The sequence below is a fragment of the Aureitalea marina genome, assembly GCF_002943755.1.
GTDB lineage: Bacteria > Bacteroidota > Bacteroidia > Flavobacteriales > Flavobacteriaceae > Aureitalea > Aureitalea marina.
Genome location: NZ_MQUB01000001.1, coordinates 2061534 through 2084791, shown reverse-complemented (window position 1 = coordinate 2084791; position 23258 = coordinate 2061534). Strand labels below are relative to the sequence as shown.

21 protein-coding genes are annotated in these 23258 nt (G+C 48.1%); 12 read left to right on the top strand and 9 right to left on the bottom strand.

Annotation, left to right across the window (positions count from 1 at the left end; translation table 11 throughout):
• Positions 1-50 precede the first annotated feature (50 nt).
• Together BST85_RS09635 and BST85_RS09630 are read right to left on the bottom strand one after the other, a co-directional pair.
• Positions 51-935 (bottom strand): NAD kinase, encoded by an 885-nt coding sequence (locus tag BST85_RS09635; protein WP_104813049.1) that lies wholly within the window; start codon positions 933-935, stop codon positions 51-53.
• Positions 935-1591, bottom strand: a complete 657-nt coding sequence (locus tag BST85_RS09630) for a CBS domain-containing protein (RefSeq protein ID WP_104813048.1) — start codon at positions 1589-1591, stop codon at positions 935-937. Before BST85_RS09630 ends, BST85_RS09635 begins: the two co-directional genes overlap by 1 nt.
• 84 nt (positions 1592-1675) lie before the next feature.
• Here BST85_RS09630 and BST85_RS09625 point away from each other — a divergent pair, with 84 nt between their 5' ends.
• The 8 genes from BST85_RS09625 to clpX all read left to right on the top strand — a co-directional run bounded on the left by BST85_RS09625 (position 1676) and on the right by clpX (position 9909).
• Positions 1676-2392, top strand: coding sequence for a pyridoxine 5'-phosphate synthase (locus BST85_RS09625; RefSeq protein WP_104813047.1), 717 nt, complete (start codon positions 1676-1678; stop codon positions 2390-2392).
• Positions 2389-3150, top strand: coding sequence for an alpha/beta fold hydrolase (locus tag BST85_RS09620; RefSeq protein WP_181040001.1), 762 nt, complete (start codon positions 2389-2391; stop codon positions 3148-3150). Before BST85_RS09625 ends, BST85_RS09620 begins: the two co-directional genes overlap by 4 nt.
• A 104-nt stretch (positions 3151-3254) precedes the next feature.
• Positions 3255-4505 (top strand): OmpP1/FadL family transporter, encoded by a 1251-nt coding sequence (locus tag BST85_RS09615; protein ID WP_104813976.1) that lies wholly within the window; start codon positions 3255-3257, stop codon positions 4503-4505.
• Between the two features lie 19 nt (positions 4506-4524).
• Complete coding sequence (locus BST85_RS09610; protein ID WP_104813046.1) at positions 4525-6057, top strand: SGNH/GDSL hydrolase family protein; 1533 nt, start codon at positions 4525-4527, stop codon at positions 6055-6057.
• Positions 6058-6138: 81 nt separating this feature from the next.
• Positions 6139-6483: a phage holin family protein gene (locus BST85_RS09605; protein WP_104813045.1), complete on the top strand. Its 345-nt coding sequence runs from the start codon at positions 6139-6141 to the stop codon at positions 6481-6483.
• 89 nt (positions 6484-6572) lie between these two features.
• Positions 6573-7895 (top strand): trigger factor, encoded by a 1323-nt coding sequence (tig, locus tag BST85_RS09600; protein ID WP_104813044.1) that lies wholly within the window; start codon positions 6573-6575, stop codon positions 7893-7895.
• Positions 7896-7980: 85 nt separating this feature from the next.
• Positions 7981-8655, top strand: coding sequence for an ATP-dependent Clp endopeptidase proteolytic subunit ClpP (gene clpP, locus BST85_RS09595; protein ID WP_104813043.1), 675 nt, complete (start codon positions 7981-7983; stop codon positions 8653-8655).
• Positions 8656-8676: 21 nt separating this feature from the next.
• Positions 8677-9909: an ATP-dependent Clp protease ATP-binding subunit ClpX gene (clpX, locus tag BST85_RS09590; protein WP_104813042.1), complete on the top strand. Its 1233-nt coding sequence runs from the start codon at positions 8677-8679 to the stop codon at positions 9907-9909.
• 240 nt (positions 9910-10149) lie between these two features.
• Here clpX and BST85_RS09585 read toward each other — a convergent pair whose 3' ends face one another.
• On the bottom strand, positions 10150-11667 hold the full coding sequence (locus BST85_RS09585) for a GH3 auxin-responsive promoter family protein (RefSeq protein ID WP_104813041.1): 1518 nt from the start codon (positions 11665-11667) through the stop codon (positions 10150-10152).
• 44 nt (positions 11668-11711) lie between these two features.
• On the opposite strand from BST85_RS09585, the gene BST85_RS09580 reads away from it, so the two are divergent.
• On the top strand, positions 11712-12533 hold the full coding sequence (locus tag BST85_RS09580; RefSeq protein WP_104813040.1) for a DUF2797 domain-containing protein: 822 nt from the start codon (positions 11712-11714) through the stop codon (positions 12531-12533).
• Here BST85_RS09580 and BST85_RS09575 read toward each other — a convergent pair.
• Both BST85_RS09575 and BST85_RS09570 read right to left on the bottom strand, forming a co-directional pair.
• On the bottom strand, positions 12499-13128 hold the full coding sequence (locus BST85_RS09575; protein WP_104813039.1) for a LysE family transporter: 630 nt from the start codon (positions 13126-13128) through the stop codon (positions 12499-12501). The two genes, BST85_RS09580 and BST85_RS09575, sit on opposite strands and share 35 nt — an antisense overlap.
• 42 nt (positions 13129-13170) lie before the next feature.
• Complete coding sequence (locus tag BST85_RS09570; protein ID WP_425427894.1) at positions 13171-13902, bottom strand: queuosine precursor transporter; 732 nt, start codon at positions 13900-13902, stop codon at positions 13171-13173.
• A 50-nt stretch (positions 13903-13952) separates the two neighbouring features.
• On the opposite strand from BST85_RS09570, the gene folK reads away from it, so the two are divergent.
• Positions 13953-15080, top strand: coding sequence for a 2-amino-4-hydroxy-6-hydroxymethyldihydropteridine diphosphokinase (gene folK, locus BST85_RS09565; protein WP_342750425.1), 1128 nt, complete (start codon positions 13953-13955; stop codon positions 15078-15080).
• Here the strand turns inward: folK and BST85_RS09560 are convergent.
• Positions 15070-15618, bottom strand: coding sequence for an RNA methyltransferase (locus tag BST85_RS09560; protein ID WP_245917673.1), 549 nt, complete (start codon positions 15616-15618; stop codon positions 15070-15072). The genes folK and BST85_RS09560 overlap by 11 nt on opposite strands.
• Before the next feature lie 325 nt (positions 15619-15943).
• Here BST85_RS09560 and BST85_RS09555 point away from each other — a divergent pair, with 325 nt between their 5' ends.
• Both BST85_RS09555 and mutS read left to right on the top strand, forming a co-directional pair.
• On the top strand, positions 15944-16240 hold the full coding sequence (locus BST85_RS09555; RefSeq protein ID WP_104813038.1) for a GIY-YIG nuclease family protein: 297 nt from the start codon (positions 15944-15946) through the stop codon (positions 16238-16240).
• Positions 16241-16311: 71 nt separating this feature from the next.
• Positions 16312-18897, top strand: coding sequence for a DNA mismatch repair protein MutS (mutS, locus tag BST85_RS09550; protein WP_104813972.1), 2586 nt, complete (start codon positions 16312-16314; stop codon positions 18895-18897).
• Between the two features lie 315 nt (positions 18898-19212).
• On the opposite strand, the gene BST85_RS09545 is transcribed toward mutS, so the two are convergent.
• From BST85_RS09545 to BST85_RS14515, 3 genes are all read right to left on the bottom strand, one after another.
• Positions 19213-21435 carry a SulP family inorganic anion transporter gene (locus BST85_RS09545; RefSeq protein WP_104813037.1) on the bottom strand — a complete coding sequence of 741 codons (2223 nt, stop codon included), beginning with the start codon at positions 21433-21435 and terminating at the stop codon, positions 19213-19215.
• Positions 21436-21632: 197 nt separating this feature from the next.
• The gene (locus tag BST85_RS09540; protein WP_245917672.1) at positions 21633-22373 is read right to left on the bottom strand and encodes a hypothetical protein; all 741 of its coding nucleotides are present in this window, start codon (positions 22371-22373) and stop codon (positions 21633-21635) included.
• Complete coding sequence (locus tag BST85_RS14515; protein ID WP_245917671.1) at positions 22295-22519, bottom strand: hypothetical protein; 225 nt, start codon at positions 22517-22519, stop codon at positions 22295-22297. Before BST85_RS14515 ends, BST85_RS09540 begins: the two co-directional genes overlap by 79 nt.
• Positions 22520-23258: the final 739 nt, after the last annotated feature.

Genomic DNA, 23258 nt, shown 5'->3' with positions numbered 1-23258 from the left:
CTGGATAGGGAATGACTATGAGGTAAACTAGAATTCCATCGAAATATTGCCTAATTGCGCTTGTCTTCGCCCCAAAGTAATTTCTGTCTGAGGGTATCTATAAAGCTGTCTGCCGTTAGTTGTACCAACTTGATTCGGAAGGGTGCCAGTTGCAGGTTCATGGTGGTTTCGTTGGTCAGCGTTCCTATCCGAGAATCCAGTGAAACCAGGTAGGTGGGTTCTCTTCCACTTACCTTTAAAGTGATCTTGCTGTCCTCTGGGATCACAAAGGGCCTGGCATTGAGGTTGTGCGGGGCAATTGGAGTCAGTACCAGATTCTTGGCATTGGGATCTATTACCGGTCCACCGCAACTCAGTGAATATCCTGTAGAACCCGTAGGAGTTGCCACGATAAGACCGTCACTCCAGTAAGAGGTCAGGTAATTGTCATTCACATAAGTGTCCACGCGGATCATGGAGGTCGTATTCCGCCTGTTTATGGCTACTTCGTTCAGGGCGAAATTCATGGGGGTGAATTCGTCAACTGGTGGATCGGTCTCCAAGGAGATCAAACTGCGCTCGGAAACAGTATACTGCCCGTTGATGATCTGATTCAGACCCTCCGATATCTTTTCTTTCTGCAGGGTGGCCAGAAATCCTAACCGACCAGTATTAATCCCGACGATGGGGATACCCATATCCCGTACAAAGGTGATAGCTTTTAAAAGCGTACCATCTCCACCAATACTAAAGAACAGATCGTAACTGCTGTCTAATTCTGTGAAGGTGGACAACTTGGAAAATGAGTCCGATATATGTTGATTCCTATCGATGATATCCAGGAACTTTTCCTCGATCACCACTTCGACATCCTTGTGCTGCAAGGAGTCCAGGATCAACTGGATGTACATTTCCGATTCGGAATGATAAAATTGGCCGTAGATACCGATCTTCATTATATGTTCAGGTATTTGTCCAGGTAACGGGAACGCTCTTTCAGGTCTTCGATGAATTTATCCTCATCGTGGCTGGAGATCACCTCGTAGTCATAGCGGCGAAAAGTTTGCACAATCTCATTGATGCCGGAATGACCGACTTTAAGCGTGGCCTGCACCATGTCGTCCGTTAAATGTGAGATAAAGACACCTAACAAACGCGCTTCATTGGCTTCGACGATCTGGCAGATCTCACTAAAGGAATAATCCCTTTGTCCCTTCTCAACGACAATTATACCTCCGGTTTCACTCAGAAATGGAGTGTCGTTAAAGAGATGCATGATGTCTGCAAGCTCATAATATCCCAGGTATTTGTGGTCCGGGTCCAATACAGGCATGATGTTAGAGCCATAAACGGCAAAGGCTTCCAATATGTCCAGCCAATGCGTGTCTTCTAAGACAAAGAAGGCCTCGGCAGCATATCGGTAATCGGCAACGGTCTTGTCTGCATCAAAACAGTGCACATCGGTGTCCATCAAACAGCCCAAGTATTCACCATTTTCCAAAATGGCCACATGCGAATAGGTCAATTGATTGAAGGTGTCCTGCACACTGGCAATGCTCGCTTCAAGACCAATTGGTTCAACGTCGTTAATGATGTAATCCTGGGTATTCAAAAGGCGTTAATTTTTATGCAAAATAGGCAAAATCTGGGCCAAACCCGAGGAAGTAGTTCGTATTTTTGCGGGCAAATTGAAGTGATGACAAGACTGAGTGTCAACGTGAATAAAATAGCCACCCTGCGCAATGCCAGGGGAGGCAATGTGCCGGATCTTGTGCAATGTGTTCGAGATATCGAAAGCTTTGGAGCTCAAGGGATCACCGTTCACCCCAGGCCGGACGAACGGCATATCAGATACCAGGACGCCCGGGATCTGAAAATGGTAGTGACCACAGAATTCAATATAGAGGGGAACCCTATCAAGTCTTTTATGGACTTGGTTCTTGAGGTCAAACCTCAACAGGTAACCTTGGTACCGGATGCGGTTGATGCCATCACCTCGAACGCTGGCTGGGACACCTTGACTAATAAGGATTTCTTGACCGAGGTGATCTCCGTTTTTAAGCGAGAGGGAATCAGAACCTCCATCTTTGTGGACCCAGTACCGGAGATGATAGACGGCGCTGCAGCTGTAGGTACGGATCGGATCGAGCTTTACACCGAGGATTTTGCCACAGAGTATGCCAAAGGAAACTTTGACGCGGTCAGGCCATATGCTCAATGTGCCTTATTGGCCCAGGAGCTTGGACTGGGTGTGAATGCCGGTCATGATCTTTCCTTGGACAACATCTCCTATTTTGCTCAGCAGGTCCCTCATTTAAAGGAGGTTTCCATTGGGCATGCGCTGATCTGTGAAAGCCTTTATCACGGGTTGGAAACAGTCATTGGTCAATATCTGAAAAGGCTGGCCGAATGATTCTTCATAGCCAGATCATGGGTGAGGGAGAACCACTGGTTATCCTTCACGGCTTCCTGGGAATGGGGGATAATTGGAAAACCCTCGGGAATCGGTTTGCTGCAGATGGCTACCAGGTCCATTTAGTGGATCAACGAAATCATGGCCGTAGTTTCCACTCCCCGGAATTCAATTATGGTGTAATGGCAACGGATCTATTGACCTACCTGGATCATTATGGGCTAGGCAGGATCATGTTGCTGGGGCATTCCATGGGAGGGAAAACAGCCATGGAGTTTGCGGTACAGCATCCGGAACGGGTGGAAAAATTGATTGTAGCCGACATAGCACCCAAGGAGTATCCATCTCATCATCAGGATATACTAAAGGCATTGAGTTCCCTGGATTTTGATCAGATCAAAAGCAGGGGGGAAGCGGATAAGGCACTGGCTCAGTATTTAAAGGAACCGGGAGTCAGGCAGTTCTTGCTGAAAAATCTGTATTGGGTGGAAAAAGGCAAGCTTGGTCTTCGGATCAATTTGCCTGTTTTAACACAATATGCCGGCCAAGTGGGAGAAGCTTTAGATCAGAATTCCATGTATACCGGGCCTACACTATTCCTCAGAGGCGGACGTTCTTCCTATATATTAGAGATAGATGAAATGGGGATCGGCCATCACTTTGCTGATTATGAGCTAGATACAATAAATGATGCCGGTCATTGGCTTCATGCTGAAAAACCAGACGAATTTTACCGTATTGTTACGAAATTTTTATAAAATTGTACCGAAATTTATTATGTACGCATAATAAATCGTAATTTGTGACCGCTTTTTGCGGAATTGAAAACCTAAACGAAAACTTAATTCAAACCAAAATCATTATGAAGAAAGTACTTCTGAGTGCTGTTCTTGTGCTTGCCAGTACCTTCGCTTTTGCAGGGGGATATCGGGTTAGCTTACAAGGGCAAAAGGCCTTGGCTATGGGTCACACGGGAGTAGCTGTGATCAACAGCAGTGAACTCGTATTTTTTAATCCCTCAGGACTAGCCTTCCTGGAAGACAAACTGCATATCTCTGCCGGAGTTTCTGGTGTCTTCTCCAATGTGGCTTATCAAAATACCTCAACCGGAGCCTTTGCCGAGACGGACAGTCCGGTAGGGACTCCTTTTTATTTGTATGCCTCTTACCAGGCTAACGACTGGTTGACCTTTGGACTTGGAGTTTACACTCCTTACGGAAGCCGAGTTGAATACGAAGATGATTGGGCCGGTTCTCATTTGGTGAACAACATCGAATTGCGAGCCATCTTTGTGCAGCCTACCGTATCGTTCAAGATCACGGACAACTTTAGTATCGGTGGAGGGCCGATCTGGGTAACCGGAAATGTTAATTTCAACAGAAATCTGAGCCGTACCCTGACCGATCTGGAGGGGAACCGTTCTGAGGTTACTATCGATGCCTCTGGAGTAACTAACTGGGGTTGGGTTGCCAGTGCAACGCTAAAGCCAACAGAGCAACTAACTATAGGTGCGACCTATCGTTCAGAGATCATCCTGGATGCTGACGACGGAACAGCAGAGTTTGAGAATATTCCAAACTCGCCTTTGACACCGTTCAATGACACGGCCATCTCCGCATCGCTACCGCTACCGGCCGAGATGACAGTTGGGCTTTCTTACGAGTTCTGTGACAAATGGACCTTTGCCTTTGACTTTAACCGAACTTTCTGGGATGTATACGAGTCCCTGGACATCGATTTTGCCGATCCGAACATTCCTGATTCGGTGAACCCAAGAAACTACAAGAACGCCTCAACCTACCGTTTTGGATTGCAGTTTGACGCAACCAGCCAGTTTACACTGCGAGCGGGTTATTACTTTGACGAGTCACCTATTCAGCCAGGGTTCTTTGCACCTGAGACTCCGAGGAACGACAGCAACGGTTATACAGCCGGTCTCACCTTTAACGTGAATAGCCGTCTGCAGATCGATGCTTCTTTCCTGTATCTGCACTTTAAAGAAGTTGACGCCTCTTACGACAGCTACTTTGAGAATGGACAGGCAGTACCATTTGAAGGATCATATAAGAACAATGCGTTTATCCCGGGTCTTGGGGTAAGCTACCGCATGTAATCCAAAAACAATTAGAATCATGAAGAAGATATCACTATATAGTTTATTGGGCTTGGCGGTAGTTTTTGCCAGCTGTGAGCCCGAATTTGAGAACGCCGTTACCGACGAGGGATTCTATACCTCTGGTGAGGCTAACCTCGGTAATTTCGTAGCGGTGGGGAACTCCCTGACTGCTGGGTTTGCCGATGGTACAGTATATATAACCGGACAGAATAATTCCCTGCCAAACATCATGGCCAGTCAGTTTGCCAAAGCCGGTGGAGGAGAATTTACCCAGCCCTTGGTAAACGACAACCTAGGTGGATTACTGCTTAACGGAACCCAGATCTCTCAAACCCGATTTGTACTATCTGTAGACGAGAATGGTAATCCTGGTCCCGCTATTTTAGAAGGAACTCCTACTACTGATGTGGCCAACCAGATTCCCGGTCCTTACGGAAACATGGGTATCCCTGGTGCTAAAAGTTTTCACTTGTTGGCTCCCGGATACGGAAGCCTGGCCGGTGTAGCAAATGGAACGGCTAACCCGTATTATGCGCGGATTGCCACTGCAGATAACGCCACTGTTGCTGGTGATGCTGCTTCCAGTTCACCAAGTTTCTTTATGCTTTGGATAGGGAACAATGATATTCTGGGCTATGCAACCTCCGGTGGAGCCGGGGTAGATCAAACCGGTAACCTGGACCCAACAACTTATGGTCCTAATGACATTACCGATCCTAATGTATTTGCTTCTGTGTATAGCCAAACGGTCGATGCATTAAATGCAAGTGCCTCTGGAGGAGTGTTATTCAACATCCCAGATGTGACCTCTATTCCATATTTCACCACAGTGCCAGCCCAGTCCATTCCACTGGATGCTGCAACTGCAGATTTTGTGAATTCAAATTACGCTTTGTACAACACCGCAATTCTACCTGGTTTGGTCAGTTTTGGGGTGATCACTGCCGAGGAAGCTGCGGCCCGTGTGGTCAATTTCCAAGCCGGGATCAACTTCCCAGTTATGACCGATGATGACCTGACCGATATCAGCCAGGTCTTGCAAGGACCTCCATTTGAGCTGGATCCTGTCACAGCAGGACTACTGGGACAGTTGCGTCAGGCAAATGAGACCGACCTGGTTACCTTGCCAGCTGCTTCTGTGCTAGGAGCTGAAGCTGTACCCGGAGATCCGACCACGGTTATCGGTGTTGCCGTACCACTTGCTGATAACTTTATCCTGACAGGAATTGAGCAAGGACGTGTTGCAGCAGCGGGAGCAGCTTACAATGCTACCATCGAGGCTGTTGCAGCTGCTAACGGGTTGGCATTTGTTGATGCCCGATCTGCTCTGGCTGAGATTGCCAGCATTGGAGTTCCTTATGAAGGAGGAATATTGACAGACGATTTTGTGACTGGTGGAGGTTTCTCACTTGATGGAGTTCACCCAACTCCACGAGGGTATGCCTATGCCGCCAACTTGGCCATTGAGGCCATTAACCGCACCTATGGAGGGACTATCCCCCAGGTATTGATCGGTAATTATCCGACAATTACTGCAGCTAATAACTAGTTGCCCTTTTCATACAAGGTTTAAGAAACCACCCTTCGGGGTGGTTTTTTGTATCTTTAAAACAACCAACCTCCATTGTTTATGAATTCAATAGTCAAACTACTACTAACCGCACTTGCGGTTATGATCCTGGCCTATATCCTGCCAGGAGTGGAAGTAACCAGTTATTGGACCGCAGTGATTGTCGCACTTGTACTAGCCCTTTTACGCTTCTTTGTAAAGCCACTGTTGGTCATTTTGACCCTGCCGGTAACCATTCTGACCTTTGGTCTTTTCCTGCTAATCATCAATGCCTGTATCATCCTGATGGCCGATTATTTTGTCGGAGGCTTTGCTGTCGACGGAATCTGGTGGGCCGTGCTCTTTAGTCTGTTGTTGTCCATCTTGCAGTCCATCTTGTTCTCGGTACTGAAAGAAGACCGTTAAACCCTTCATAAGGACGGGTATAAGCTTGTCAACTTCTTGAATTTATCGTAATTTTGCCACCCATTTTAAGGGTGGTAAAAACGTATTCAATGAACATTACGAAAAAAGACGTCGACAGCCTAAACGCGGTTGTAACTGTAGAGATCCAAAAGGACGACTACGCGCAGAAAGTAAACGATATTCTGAACAACTATCGGAAGAGTGCCAATATTCCTGGCTTTAGAAAGGGACATGTGCCTATGGGTATGGTCCGCAAGCAATACGGGAAGGCTGTGCTGGTAGAAGAGGTCAACAAGCTACTGCAGGACAATTTGGGGAAATTCCTGACCGAAGAGAAACTGGAAGTTTTGGGTAATCCACTACCTAAGAACGAGCAGGATATCGATTGGGATGGGGAGGATTTCTCTTTCCAATTCGACTTGGGACTGGCCCCTGATTTTGATGTGAAATTGCAAGGTAGAAAGAACATCACCCAATATAAGGTTGTTGCCGACGATGAAATGATCGACAACCAGGTCAAGACCATCCGCAAGCAGTACGGAAAGCTGATCAATAAGCAAGAAGTAGAAGCCGGAGATGAGATCACCGGTACCTTTACTTCTGACGAAAAGGAGATGGAGCAAAAGACCACTTTCGAGACTGAAGTGGTCAAAGGCAAGTCTCAACTTAAGGCCATCCTGGGTGCAAAACCGGGAGATGTGATCGAGCTAAAGACCAAGAATCTCTTTGCCGACGAGCATCAGAATACCCGCTATCTGGGTGTATCACAGGAGGAAGCAAAGGGGTTGGATATCACCGTCAAGCTAACTTTAGAAGAAGTGAACGCTCGGGAACTGGCCGAGATGGACCAGGAATTGTTCGATAAATTATTTGGCCCTGGTGTGGTAACCTCAGAAGAGGCACTGCGTCAAAAGATCAAGGAAGACGCCGAGTCTCAATTTGTGCAACAGAGCGATCAGAAGCTGCTGAACGATGTGGTTGATTCTGCCATAGAGAACACCAAGTTCGACCTGCCGGAAGAATTCTTGCAACGTTGGATTCAGGTTTCCGGGGAGAAAGAACTGACAGACGAGGAAGCACAGGCCGAGTGGGAGCGTTCTGAAAAGGGACTGCGTTACCAACTTATCGAAGCCAAACTGCGCAAGGACAACAACCTGGAGATCACCTTCGAGGAGTTAAAATCCTATGCGTCGGACATGATCCGCGCCCAAATGGCCCAATTTGGTCAGACCAACCCAACAGACGAAGAAGTGGAAGGTATAGTGGCCCGTATCATGGCCAACCAGGACGAGGTCAGAAGAATGAGCGAACAGCTGGGAACCAACAAAATGTTGGATTTCTACAAGGAAAACGCCAAATTGAAGACTAAAGAGGTCAATTACGAGACCTTTATCAAAGAGGCCTACGCTTAATTCAGCACGAAAATAGTTATCTTTAAAGCGTTGAATTAAACCAATTCAGCGCTTTATTTTTTTATCAGAGAACCTGAACATACTTATGAATTATACCAAGGAATTCAAAGACTTTGCAATCAAGGACCAGGGAGTGAGCAGCACCTATTACGACAAGATCGTATCCAGCATGTATCCCGTGGGCCTAACCCCTAATATTATTGAGGAGCGGCAGATGAACGCCGTGGCCATGGACGTGTTCTCCCGTCTGATGATGGACCGCATCATCTTTATGGGCACCGGGATCAACGACCAGGTAGCAAACATCATTCAGGCCCAGTTGCTCTTTTTGGAGAGTACGGACGCCACCAAGGACATACAGATATACATTAACTCTCCTGGAGGAAGCGTTTATGCTGGCCTGGGGATATACGATACCATGCAGTTCATCAAGCCGGATGTGGCAACGATCTGTACCGGGATGGCAGCCTCCATGGCGGCCGTATTGCTATGTGCTGGTCACAAAGGCAAGCGCAGTGGTTTGACCCACTCCCGAGTGATGATCCACCAGCCATTGGGAGGGGCTCAAGGACAGGCCAGTGATATCGAGATCACGGCCAGAGAGATCCTGACCCTGAAGGACGAATTGTATCACATTATTGCCAACCATTCTGGTCAGACCTTCGAGAAGGTTTACGAAGACAGTGACCGGGATTATTGGATGAAGGCCGATAAGGCTAAAGAATACGGGATGATCGACGAGATCCTGTCCCGAAACTAAGAGAAACCTAAGACGAGGAAGATGTCGAAAGAGGAATTGGAATGTTCGTTTTGTGGCCGTAAAAAGGCGGAGACCAACCTGCTGATCGCGGGATTGGATGCCCATATATGCGATCGTTGTATCGAGCAGGCCCATGGGATTGTGGTCGAAGAGGCTCTGCATTCGAACAACCATGAGCTGAGTAAGGAGATGATCCTGAAGAAGCCCAAGGCGATCAAGGCTTTTCTGGACGACTACATCATTGGGCAGGAATATACCAAGAAGGTGATGTCCGTGGCAGTTTATAACCACTACAAGCGGTTGCTGCAGCCCAAGACCGAGGATGATATCGAGATCCAGAAGAGTAATATCGTCATCGTTGGGCAAACCGGTACCGGGAAGACCCTGATGGCCAAGACCATTGCGCGCATGCTCAATGTGCCGCTTGCCATAGTGGACGCCACTGTTTTGACCGAGGCCGGTTATGTGGGAGAAGATGTGGAGAGCATTTTAACCCGTCTGCTTCAGGCTGCAGATTACAATGTGGAGAAAGCCCAAAACGGGATCGTCTTTATCGATGAGATCGACAAGATCGCACGTAAAAGTGATAATCCTTCCATAACCCGTGACGTGAGCGGAGAAGGGGTACAACAGGCCCTGCTGAAGTTGTTGGAAGGAACCGTTGTCAACGTGCCACCCAAGGGAGGCCGTAAACACCCGGATCAAAAATTCATCGAGGTCAATACAGAGAACATCCTCTTTATTGCCGGAGGTGCCTTTGACGGGATAGAGCGAAATATCTCCAAGCGGCTCAATATGCAGGCCGTCGGGTTCAGCGCTTCCAAAAGTGAACATACCCTGGAGCGAGATAATCTGCTGAAGTACATTATCCCCAAGGACCTGAAGGATTATGGATTGATCCCGGAGATCATTGGCCGCTTGCCGGTGCTCACTTATATGAACCCACTGGACAAGAATACTCTGAGAGCCATCTTGACCGAACCTAAGAACGCTATTGTGAAGCAATACGTTAAGTTGTTCGAGATGGACGAGATCGAACTCAGCCTGACGGAAGACGCACTGGATTTCATCGTAGACCAAGCCATTGAATACAAACTAGGTGCCCGAGGGCTGCGCTCGCTTTGTGAGGCCGTTCTGACCGATGCCATGTTCGATATGCCGGGAACAGAGGATAAGAAGCTGGTAGTAGATGTGGAATACGCCAGGGAAAAGCTTAACAAGACCACCATTAAGAAGCTAAAAGCGGTTTCTTAGGAAATCTGCTAATTACAAATGACGAAAGCCGGAGTCTCCTCCGGCTTTCTTGTCTCAATACTCGAAATGTTTCGGGTAAACTGTATGGTTTGCTGAACCATTCTTCTTATGTACAGTTCCCTTTAACAGCCCCAACTGCTAATTCTTTGATACTAAAGTAGGGCGAGTAGAATATTCCTACAAATAAACTCGTTGAATTGTCAGAAAATTCGGTAAATGGGATTCTAAGAAATCAGGTTCTTAATTGTCGTTCAGACGCAATAATTCGTCCACGTATTCCCGGGTATTGGAGAGCCTGGGGATCTTGTGCTGTCCGCCCAATTTATCCTTCTCCTTCAGCCAATCGTAGAACAGCTTTTCCCGGGCACAATGTACTGTGGGTGGGTTTAGAGTAGTATTGTTATACCGCTTGGCCTCGTAGTCGGAATTTACCTCTTGTAGCGCCAGGTCCAACTTGGAACTGAAACCAACCAGGTCCGTTGGGGGTTGTTTGAATTCGATGATCCATTCGTGGGCGCCTTTTTCCCGACCTTCCATAAAGATGGGGCCTGCCGTATAATCCACGATCTCCAGATCGTGGGCCTTGGCCGTCTTTTTTAAGGCGGTTTCGGCATTTTCGATGATCAATTCCTCTCCAAATACGTTGATATGGTGTTTGGTGCGTCCACTGACCTTGATCCGATACGGACTGATGGAAGTGAACCTCACCGTATCCCCGATCTTATAGCGCCACAATCCTGCATTGGTAGTGATGATTATGGCGTAATTCTTTCCTACTTCCACCTCGCTTAGCGGGATGACCTTCTCTTCCGGTCTGCCATAGGTGTCCATGGGGATGAATTCGTAGAAGATGCCGTAATCCAGCATCAGCAACAGTTCATTGCTGTCGTTTTGGTCCTGGATGGCGAAAAAGCCTTCGGAGGCGTTGTATATCTCGTAATAGCGGAAATCAGAACTCGGTAATATCTTCTGGTACTGATCCCGATAGGGTTCAAAACTGACCCCTCCGTGGAAATAGACCTCCAGGTTAGGCCAGATCTCCAGCACAGACTCCGCCCCGGTCTTTTCCAGGACATGATTCAGCAAGACCAGCATCCAGGAGGGTACTCCAGCCAGGCTGGTCACATTTTCCATGATGGTCTCGTCTACAATGGCCTGCATCTTGGTTTCCCAGTCTGACATCAGGGAGACGTCATTACTCGGAGTTGATGAAAATTCGGCCCAAAATGGCATATTATCGATCAAAATGGCCGATAAATCGCCAAAAACGGTCCCATTTTGCTCATAAAGCTCCTTACTTCCGCCCAAACGCAAACTTTTGCCCAGGAACAATTCGGCATCTGGATTGTTGTTCAAATACATGCATAAGAGGTCCTTGGATGCTGCATAATGGCAATCTTCCAGGGATTCTAAACTAACCGGGATGAACTTGCTCTTGGAAGAAGTGGTCCCACTGGATTTGGCGAAGAACTTGATATGTCCCGGCCAGAAAATGTTGCGGGTCCCTTGACGGGTCCGTTCGATGTCGTATTCGATCTCCTCGTAGGTAGAGACCGGCACCTGCCTGGCAAAGTCCTGGTAGGTGCGAATAGAGGCAAAATCATAGCGTTTTCCCACCTCCGTATTTCTCCCTTTGGAGATGAGGTGTTGCAACAGTTCTTCCTGTACCTCAATGGGGTATTTCACAAAAAGTTCGATCTGGTGGGACCGCTTTTTGAGGAACCAGGAGGCGATAGAATTTACGATTGGGATTGGCATGTTTTACCCTATCTTTATTGGGCTAAAAATAGAAAAAAATCAGCATGGATTACCAAGGGGTCTTGATGAAAATGCCGGTAGAATTGGACGATACCATCCAGTATTTCTTGAATTTCGAGGATGATGTCCTGCATATGAACCAGCTCATCGGTCGGGAGATCAGCATCACTTTTGTACACTACCAATGTTTGAATTGTGGTAAGGACAAGAAGATCTTCCGCCAGGGTTATTGCTACGACTGCTTTTACGAGATCCCCCAGGCTGCAGATTGGGTGATGCGCCCCGAACTATCCAAAGCCCATCTGGGACAGGAGGATAGGGACCTGGAGTACGAGAAAAAGGTGCAACTGCAACCGCATATCGTCTACCTGGCCAACAGCTCGAACGTCAAAGTTGGAGTCACCCGTAAAACCCAAGTACCCACGCGATGGATCGACCAGGGAGCCCATGAGGCCATGGAGATCTTGGAGGTTCCCAATCGGTATTTGGCCGGGGTCGCGGAAGTGGCGCTGAAAGAACACGTCAGCGATAAGACCAACTGGCGGACCATGCTAAAAAACGACGTGAAAGATGAGGACCTGGCCGACTGGCGGGACAAACTGAAGGAATTCATCCCGGAGGAGACCAAGGAGTATTTTCTAGAGAACAATACCGAGACCCAGATCAACTTTCCAGTAAACAAATACCCGGAGAAGATTGCTAGTTTGAATTTGGAGAAGACACCGGCATTTGAAGGTACCTTAGAAGGGATCAAAGGGCAGTATCTGTTGCTGTCGGATAACCGGGTATTCAACCTGCGAGGCCACGAAGGTTATGTGATCCGCCTGGGGATCAAATCAGGAAAAACCGCAGCCCCTGAAGCGTAGATAGCACGATCAGTACTACACCGATCAGGCGGTATAGCTTGTTCTTATCTCCTGCTCCGCGTTCTTGTATCCGTTTACCATAAAGGGCGTAAGCCTGCAATATCATTGCTTTTCCCAGCATCACTCCCAAAAAGAACAGTGATAACACCAGTATGGAGCTTTGATCCGAAATGGGTAAGAGATAGCGGCTGCTTAGGCCGATGGCCAAGATCCAGAAAAGCAGTACGGGTGGGTTTAAAAATGCGAGTAAGAATCCGGAGCTAAGGGCCGTTTCAGGCAGTTTAGGAGTCTTTACTTTCGGGAAATGGCGCAGTCTTGTTGCCAGTAGAAATCCGATACCAACAAGAAAGAACAGTCCGATAAAACTGGCCTGCACCCAAGGATTCATCTGGAAGAATTCCGCCAACAAGCTGGAATAACATACGGCCAGGAAAGCCAGGGCCACTTCGCCCAAACCGGCTCCCAGGATCAATCTGCGCGCCCGGATCTGATTGCCTGAGGTGGCCGCAGAAACGACCGCGATATTGGAAGCACCCAGAGGGGCACCTCCAACGGCAGCCAATATCAATCCGATCAATAAAAATAAAATGATCATATGGGCTTAGTAGCAGCCCGCTTTAAAACCTTACGCTCAAGGCTATTCCTCTTCGGTCAGTAGCAGGTTTACATCGGTGATCTCCTGGGCAAATTCCAACCCCAGGTATTTGCGGAGCCCGTAGACGGCGGCATAGAGGATGGGTGTGTCCAGTGCAGCAACCAAAACCTTAAATAAGAAACCGCTGATCAACAAGCCTTGGAACAAGCTCCATTCGATCTTTCCAAAGCTGCAAAGCAGGAAGAGGACCGTAAAGGTGTCCACAAATTGGGAGGTGAAAGTGGAGAAGTTATTTCTAAGCCACAGATGCTTTCCCTTGGTAAGTCGTTTCCAGAAGTGGAAGATATAGATGTCGATGTACTGGGCTAGCAGGTAGGCCATCATGGAGGCAAATACAGCTACGGCTGTGGCCCCAAATACTTTGGTGAACAAGCTGTCGTTTACAGGACTCCACTCCGTGGCGGGCACGGCATTCCCTATGTAGACGATCAGCAAAGAGAAAAAGGACGCGAAGATACCTGCGGTCACTACCTGGTTGGCCTTCTTTTTACCATAGACCTCAGAGATTAGGTCGGTGATCAGAAAGGTGATAGGATAGGGCAGTATGCCCACCGAGATCTCGAAGGTGTAGAGACCGAAGAAATCCCAATAAAAGAACTTTTGAAAGATCAGGTTGGACACTACCAAGGAGCAGATAAACAGGGCTGCCAGGATGAGGTAGATGCGTTGGGCTCGTATTTGTCTTGTCCGGTCGATAGGTGAATGGGATACCAACTACGTGGAATCCATTGGATTGTGTAATTTCGTTAAAGGTAAAACCATTTTTGATCAAATTGCCCATCCTCACCTATATTTCCCTGGGCAGTAATCAGGGGCATAAGTTTGAACAGTTGCAGTTGGCCATAGACGCCATCCACTATCGGGTGGGAGCTGTTCAACGAATCTCACCGGTATACCAGACCCCGGCCATGGGCTTTGAGGGAGACGATTTCTTCAATGCCGTCATAGCAGTACACACCAGACTAAAACCTGGTAAGCTACTCAAGGAGTTGCTAGCCATTGAAAAGGATATGGGCCGTCGGCGCAAAAAGAAGGAAGGCTATACTTCCCGCCCGATCGACCTAGATATCCTCTACTACGGGGACGAAATCAAGGAGACCAAGACCCTGAAGATCCCGCATCCGCATCTGCAGAAAAGGTCCTTTGTGCTCAAACCGCTGAACGACCTGGCCCCGGAGCTTGAACATCCGGTCTTAAAAAAGACAACCCAAGAACTCTTGGGGCAATTGGCAGAGGAACCTATTGAGCGCCTTTCCAAATGGCTGAGAAACCCCAGAAAAGACTGGGATTTAAGTAAGTTCAGTTATATCGCCATTGAAGGGAATATAGGGGCCGGGAAGACCAGCCTGGCTAACCAAATGGCCACCGAATTCAACGCCAAACTCATACTGGAACGTTTTAAGGACAATCCTTTCCTGCCCAAATTTTATCAAGATCAGAATCGATACGCCTTCCCCTTGGAAATGTCTTTCCTGGCAGATCGCTACCAGCAGCTAGCCGAAGACATTACTCAATACGACCTTTTCAAGGACTGTGTGATCGCAGATTACGATGTCTATAAGTCCCTGATTTTTGCTCAGGTGACCTTGGTGGAAGAGGAATTTGAGCTCTTTAAGAAGTTGTTCAGCCTGATGCACAAGGAATTACCCAAGCCTGACGTCTATGTTTACCTCTACCAGGAAACTGGGCAACTGCTCAAGAATATCAAGAAGCGGGGTCGCTCTTACGAAAAGACCATAGAAGGAAATTACCTGGATAAGATTAACCAGGGCTACCTGGATTACATCAAGCAGCAGCACCAGGACAATATCAAGATCGTGGACCTCAGTGGTCGCGATTTGGTAGAAAATAGATCGGATTACCTCTGGGTCTTGGAGCAGATCAGGAGTTAAGGGTGGCCTTTAACTGATCGAACAGCTGCCAGATCACTATCCCCGCACTGACGGAAATATTTAGGGAATGCTTGGTTCCAAATTGGGGGATCTCGATGACCGTATTGGCCATGGAAACCACTTCCTGGCTTACTCCTTTTACCTCATTTCCAAAGACCACGGCATAGGTCTGCTGGGGCCCCGCACGGAATTCGTCCAAGGAGACGGCATCCTCAGCCTGCTCAATGGCCAGTAATTGTACTCCTTCTGCCTTTAATCGGACCGCCAGATCGGTGACGGACTGCACATACTCCCAGTCTACACTATCTGTGGCTCCCAGGGCGGTCTTTTGGATGTCCTTATGGGGTGGTTGGGCCGTGATCCCGCAGAGGTAGATCTTCTCTACCCGGAAGGCATCGGCCGTTCGAAACACCGACCCAATATTATTGAGCGAGCGGATATCGTCCAACACGATGCGCAAGGGAATCTTTTTGGATTCCTTGAATTCGTCTGCTTTCATCCGCCCCAGTTCGGGGTTTTTTAGTTTGCGGTGTTTCACAATACAAATTTAGTGAATCGTTAGTCGTTAGTCGTGATTCGAGTTGTAAGTCATTCCGGCTTGACCATTACTGAAAGAGAAAATATTTGTTACCGGTCATTCCGGACTTGATTCGGAATCCACTGTGCCTTTTTTCAATAAACATACCGGTTTGTTGCTAGTCATTCCGGACTTGATCCGGAATCCACTTAGCAAAGGCTCAAAGAACAGCCAATTTTGTTAATAACTTCGGATAACAACCCCTTTATCCGTTTCGCCGAAAATCCCATTGTTTTTACTTTAGTCAAACATCACTCCCCAGTCAATAAAATGTACTGGAGCATTGATGGACAAAGGGATTTATGTTTATATCCTGTCGAACAAACGAAACGGCACACTTTACGTAGGTGTGACCAACGACATTTTTAGACGAGTATACGAGCATAGGTCGGGAAAGAACAAGTCCTCCTTCAGCTTTCGGTACGGCTTAATCAGGTTAGTGTATTATGAGTTTCATTTGGATCCTGCTGTTGGAATCCGTCGTGAAAAACTGATCAAGGGTTGGAAGAGAAAGTGGAAGGTCGAGTTGATCGAGCAGGTCAACCCAAAATGGGCAGATATTTCCGAAGATTGGTATAGTTAATCCTAGATTCCGGGTCAAGCCCGGAATGACTTTGATCACAATTGTTCATGCCCAAAAAGGTCACCCCGTTAATGAAACAATACAACGCCGTCAAGGCGAAGTATCCGGATGCGCTATTGTTGTTCCGGGTGGGGGACTTTTACGAGACCTTTGGGTCCGATGCAGTGCGGGCGGCAGGTATACTGAATATCACCCTGACGGCCCGTAACAATGGAGGCGACCAGACCGAGTTGGCGGGCTTCCCGCATCATGCGCTAAACACCTACTTACCCAAGTTGGTGAAGGCCGGTTGCCGAGTCGCTATTTGCGACCAGCTAGAGGATCCCAAAATGACCAAGGGGATCGTCAAACGGGGAGTAACGGAATTGGTTACACCAGGAGTCGCATTGAGCGATGATATACTGGACCAGAAAAAGAACAATTTCCTGGCAGCGGTCCATCAGGCCAAGAATGGGCTGGGTGTTGCCTTCCTGGACATTTCGACTGGAGAATTCCTGCTAGGCGAGGGCAGTGAAGAGGAGATCGATAAGTGGATACAGGACATGAACCCACCGGAGGTGCTGGTCAATAAGGCCAAACGCAGTCACTGGCAAAGCAACTTTCTGGGCCACAATCGGCTGTTCTTTTTGGAGGACTGGATCTTCCAGTCGGACTATGCCATGGAGTCCCTTAACCGTCAATTTGGGACCACCAATCTCAAAGGTTTTGGAGTAGAGCATTTACCCACCGGACTGATCGCTGCGGGAGCGGTACTGCATTATTTAGGGGAGACCCATCATACGTCCTTGGATCATATCACGGGTATTACGCGTATGGCCAGCCAGGACCATGTGTGGATGGACCGCTTTACTTTGCGCAATCTGGAGCTTTTCTACTCACCGGCAGAAAATGCGGTGACCCTGCTGGATATCATCGACCGCACCCAAACCGCCATGGGTGGTCGGATGCTGAAGCGTTGGATGGCTCAACCGCTTAAGGAAAAGACGGCTATAGAAGAACGGCATGCGGTGGTGCAGTCCTTAATGGAGCAGACTGAATTGCTGGACGACATCCAGTCTCATCTAAAAAGGATGGGGGACCTGGAGCGACTGGCAGCCAAACTGGCTACTGGCAAGATCAACCCTAGGGAACTGATCGGGCTTAAAAATTCCATGGAAGCTGCGGTGCTGCTGCGTGGAATACTTTCCCATTCTGAGCAGAGCAGTTTAAAGGCCTTGGCAGCGCGCATTGATCCGGCCGAAGCCCTCAGAGAGACCATCAAGGAAACCTTGAACGAAGAGGCCCCGGTACAACTGGCTAAGGGGGATGTGATCGCGACCGGTTTTTCGGACCAATTGGATGAATACCGAGGTTTGGCCCGAGGCGGCAAGGACTACCTGGACCAAATGCTGGATCGGGAGCAAGAAGCTACGGGCATCCCTTCGCTCAAGATCGCCTCCAACAATGTGTTTGGCTACTATATCGAAGTGCGCAATACGCACCGGGACAAGGTGCCGGAAGAATGGGTCCGCAAACAGACCTTGGTCAATGCCGAGCGCTATATTACCGAAGAGCTCAAAGAATACGAAAGCAAGATCCTGGGGGCCGAGGAACAGATCGGGATATTGGAGCAGCAGCTCTATGTACAGCTGTTGCAAAACCTCATTCCGCATATTCCGGCTGTACAGCGTACAGCAAGAGCCTTGGCCCAATTGGATTGCCTCTGCAGCTTTGCCAGCCAGGCCCTGGAGAACAACTATTGTCGTCCAACCTTGGACGATAGTTTTGACCTGGATATCCGCCAGGGGCGTCACCCGGTCATCGAACGGCAGTTACCGCCGGACCAGCCCTTTGTGGCCAATGACGTCTTCCTGGACCGGGAGAATCAGCAGATCATCATGATCACCGGGCCCAATATGAGTGGTAAGTCGGCCATATTGCGGCAGACCGCATTGATTGTCCTACTGGCTCAAATGGGAAGTTTTGTTCCGGCTGAATCCGTCCGTATGGGGGTAGTGGATAAGATCTTTACCCGGGTAGGTGCCAGCGATAATATCTCCATGGGGGAATCCACCTTTATGGTCGAGATGAACGAGACGGCCAGTATTTTGAATAACATTTCCGAGCGCAGCCTGGTGCTGTTGGACGAGATCGGGCGCGGGACCTCTACCTACGATGGGATCTCCATTGCCTGGGCTATTTCGGAATACTTGCACGAGCATCCCAGTCATGCAAAGACCCTTTTCGCAACCCATTACCACGAGCTGAACGAGATGACGGAGACCTTCGACCGCATCAAAAACTACAATGTCTCGGTCAAGGAAAGCCCGGAGCAGGTGCTTTTCCTGCGGAAACTGGTTCCCGGTGGTTCCCATCACAGCTTTGGGATACATGTAGCCAAGATGGCGGGTATGCCGCGGCAAGTGATCACCCGGGCCAATAAGATCCTGGAGCGACTGGAAAAATCCCATTCCTCAGAAGAACTCTCCGATAAGGTTAAGACCCTCTCTGAGCAAGAACTACAACTCAGTTTTATCAAACTGGACGATCCCCTCCTGGAAGAGATCCGGGATCAGATCCTAGAGACGGATATCGATACGCTGACGCCTGTGGAGGCCTTGATGAAGCTCAATGAGATTAAGAGGACGTTGCAGGGGGCTCAAGCGAAGAAGAATTAGTCTTTACGGGGAAGCCCGTACCCTTTTTCTTATGAAAAATCGTCAGTTCGAGTGATTTTCGAACGTAGTGAGAAAATTGTATCGAGAACCACCTCCGCGTCAGTTAGAGTGATTTTGCATTACAAAATTGTATCGAGAACCACCTCCTCGTCAGTTCGAGTGGCGACCGCAGGTCGTTGAATCGAGAACCCTCTTGTCGTCAGTTCGAGTGGTGATCACAGGTCGTTGTATCGAGAACCCTGCATCTCGATACAAATTCACTAGCGTGAATTCACTCGATGTGACGGGTTCTTTTAAGTTTGCCTACTGCCGACTCTAGGCTTTTAATACCCTTGCCAGCTCCTTGCCGTATTCAATAAACTCCAGGGTTTCGTCGGTACGGGCGGGTTTGATCTTGTTGAAAATGAGGAGGGCCTCGCCATTGCTTTCCAGGTGGTAGATCGGATTTTCTTCAAAGAATTTGATGATGTCCGGGGTGAAAAAGGAGCGGATCTCGTCTTCCTCGTTCCCCATGAGCAAAAACTTCTTGGAGAAGTCCGGGTACATGTCGAAGTCGATGTCCTTATAGCCGGTAAAGGCCATTACCCGGTCGAAGAGTTTTTCCAGCACCCCTTCTTTTTCCATGGAGAATACAGGGATGTTTTTGTTGAGCCTAAGGACCATCAGCGTCATGTCAAAGGTCTCGGCCGTAAAGGCCTGGCCCACATTGTAGGTGACATCGGCTATTTCCCAGGAAACGTCTTGGTCGTCAAAAGAGCCCCTCAGGCAATTGTATTTGCGTTCCAGGGGTCGGATCCCAAAGAAGTGGAATTTCTGAAGGTATTTGGTGTTCCAATTGACCTGGCTGGAATATTGATAATCCTTTTCGGTGGCCAGGTTCCGCAAGCGTTTTTGTCGGTTGGACAACTTAGCTGCCGAGCTGGTCAGACTGATCTTTAAGGATCGGTTATAGAGGGAAGAGGAAACATGGTTGTCCAAACCAACGATATGCACGCTACCTCCGGTATCCCGTTGCGCCTTAAGATATTCTACCAGGTAATCCATATAGGTCATTCCTACTAGTCGGGCTTCAGAAAGGTCGATATTGACATCGGCACCGGAAGGGATTTGAGAAACCAGTTTATCTACTTTCAGTATACCTAAGAAGTTCGCAATCCCTCTTATCTTAAGATCGAATCCGCCATCGGGTAACTCGATCAACTTGGTGCGGGAACTGTAGACCTGTTTAAAGAATTGAGAAATGGTCAGCCTAGCTAATAACATATGGGTGATCAGGGCCAGGAATAATCCGCCTAATAATCCTACCAACAGGTTGGTGTAGAGCGTCAGTATCATTGTACCGATAAAGAAGACCAATTGTTCGGTCCCCTGGTCGTAGACCTGTTTAAATACGGCAGGCGAGGCCAGTTTAAAACCGGTATATACCAGCAGTATGGCAAAGGCACAGAGCGGAACCTGTGTCATGATGGGACTCAATACCAGGATAAATAATAGTAGCAACAACCCTTGGTACATATTGGACCACTTGGTCTTGGCACCATTGTGCACATTGACCGTACTGCGAATGATCACAGCAATGATGGGCAGTCCACCTATCATCCCGGCTACCATGGTACTCAGTCCAATTCCGGTTAAGTCTTTATTTAGATCGGTCTTCCGTTTGTAGGGGTCTATCTTGTCCACCGCCTTGGCTATGGCCAGGGACTCAATACTGGTGATGATCAACATGGAGAATACTGTGGTCCAAAATTCGATGGTGCCTATCATCCCAAAGTTGGGGAACATCAGCGATTCTGAAATATTGTCCGGGATATCCAGCAACAGATCCGGGCCTACTTCGTATGCTTTTCCAAAGAGCGACATGGTGTGTGGCTCAAAGAAATCGAAGGCGTAGACAAAGGGAATGGACAGGGCCACTACCCACATGGGTGCGGGCAGGAAATGAAATACCCGGGAGCTGATCTTGTGATTAAATAACAATATCAGCAGACCGGTGACTGCAATGACCAACACAAAGGGATTGGCCTGGGGCAGGTAAACCACCGCATCGATGAGATTCTGTACTATGCTTGGACTGTCCGAGTGGGTGCCCATGGCCACATGGATCTGTTTGGCAAAGATGATGATTCCAATGGCCGCCAAAATTCCGTGAATCACGGAGGTATGGAAAATGTCTGCTAAGCGCCCCAGTTTCAGTACGCCCAACAAGGCCTGTAATGCTCCGGAGACCACCACAGCTGCCAGCACATAATTAAAGGCCTGGCCACTGCCATCGTCCATGATGACGATCCCCAACAGGATGACCCCAATGACGCCCTTGGCGGGCCCATTCACCGAAATATGACCTCCCCGGTAGAGGGTAGTGACCACTCCACCCACAATAGCGGAGAAGATCCCCGCCATGGCCGGTGCTCCTGCCGCCAGGGCAATACCCAGTGAAAGGGGTAATGCGATGAGGGCTACACTTACGGCTGCGATCAAATCGCTTTGCCAATTCTCTATTAATCCTTGAATACCTTTTTTAGGTACGCCTTCCATATAATTATACGATGGTTAGTTGAAATGAAGCATAAGCGTGTAAAATAGTAATTCTAGATGAAATAGTGAATCGTGAGTCGTTATTCGTTAATCGTTACTCGAGTGAGGACCATGTCATTCCGGGCTTGACCCGGAATCCAGTCTGCCAATTATTTGACTTTGGAGTTACCGACTTCTAACTCATCGGAGGTTCTCGGCTATCCTCTTTCAGGTAGCAGCTCATAGCGGTTGTGAATATAGAGTACCAAAAGGCCAAAAAGAACAGCAGAGATAATGACCAGGTCATTGATCAGTCCATCTACGCCAAAGGACAATCGGATCAAGATGGTGGATATCACAAAACCGGAGTTGCGGATGATCTTGTTGAAGCGGTCTGTGTAAAAGAAGGACAGCAGCAGCAAAATAACATCCACCATGATCAAAACAGCAAAGAACTCATCAAAGAAAATATCGTTGATATTCTTAAAAGTACCTCCCGTGCTGGAAATCAAGTCCAGTATCCAATCCGAAAGGGTGTACAGTGCCATTAGAAATAGGATGGGCACCAGTAGTGTCGCGATCAGTTTTTTCATGCGGATAAACTGACCAATTTGGGAATCTTTAGCTGGGGTGGCCAGAGTGGGCTTCTTACTTTGCAGCCTAAACAGGTAGATCAGAAAGAACAGCAGTAAGGAAGCGATCAGGTCGTAGGTCAGTTGCAGGTCTCCTGGGTTTGAAAACCAGTCTGCACTAAGATCGATCTTGGAAAGGTCTTTAAAGATGCGCCTAATCACAATAAGGGTTATGATCTCGAACTGCTTTTGAATGTAAGTGGTGATGGATCGCGGCAGGTAATAAATGAGCAGATAGACCTCGTAGATCAGGATAAAGGAAAAGGGGTATAAATTGCGGCTATTGGATTTTGGAGCAGCTCTCCCTGATCGCCCAGGTTGATCCAACCCAATTTCCCCATATAGATGACGGCCAGGTGAACCAGGAAACTGACCAGTGCCAGGACCAGAAAAAATCGCTCCACCTTGCGGCGGATAGACTCCGATAATAATTTTTGGTGAAGGCCTTCTATAAAACCGGCTGCTGTTGACATTTGTTCATGCTTAACCCAGGCACAATGACCGGGTGATTAAACTAAAGCAAAGTGGGTTTTTGTAAAGGTGATAGCTAAGTTAGTGAAATTCAAGTAATTGTTTTTCCGCCTTATGTGTTAAGCGTTAGCCGTTAACAGTTAAGCGAGGCATTTGAGTAAGATGTGAGACGTGAGACGTGAGAAGGGGTTTTAGTCTGTAGTCTGTAGTCTGTAGTCGGTGGTCAGTACTCAGTAGTCTGCAGTGGGCGGTTGGCAGTTGGCAGAGAAAGGTGAGGACCATGTCATTCCGGGCTTGACCCGGAATCCATTTCTTATTGTTCTTTTTCCATTGATGAAATGCAAAGCATTCACGAGCACTTCTGTCTAACATATAAACAACGCGAGTAAAAAGTACCAAAAAGCGCTAGGCCCCCGGATGCTCCGGATGCTACCCTTCCCTAAATGTTACATTGCAAAACTGCATTTAGCAGAACTCGCTGCGCTCAGACACAACTAAATGCGACGTTTTGCTGCCTCACATTTTACGGGAAGAGGCATATGGGCCGGTTTTGGATGAAGCTTGTTCGTCAGTTCGAGTGATTTTTGAACGAAGTGAGAAAATTTTATCGAGAACCTTTCCTAGCGTCAGTTCGAGTGATTTTTGGACGAAGTGAGAAAATTGTATCGAGAACCTTTCCTAGCGTCAGTTCGAGTGATTTTGCATTACAAAATTGTATCGAGAACCCTGCATCTCGATACA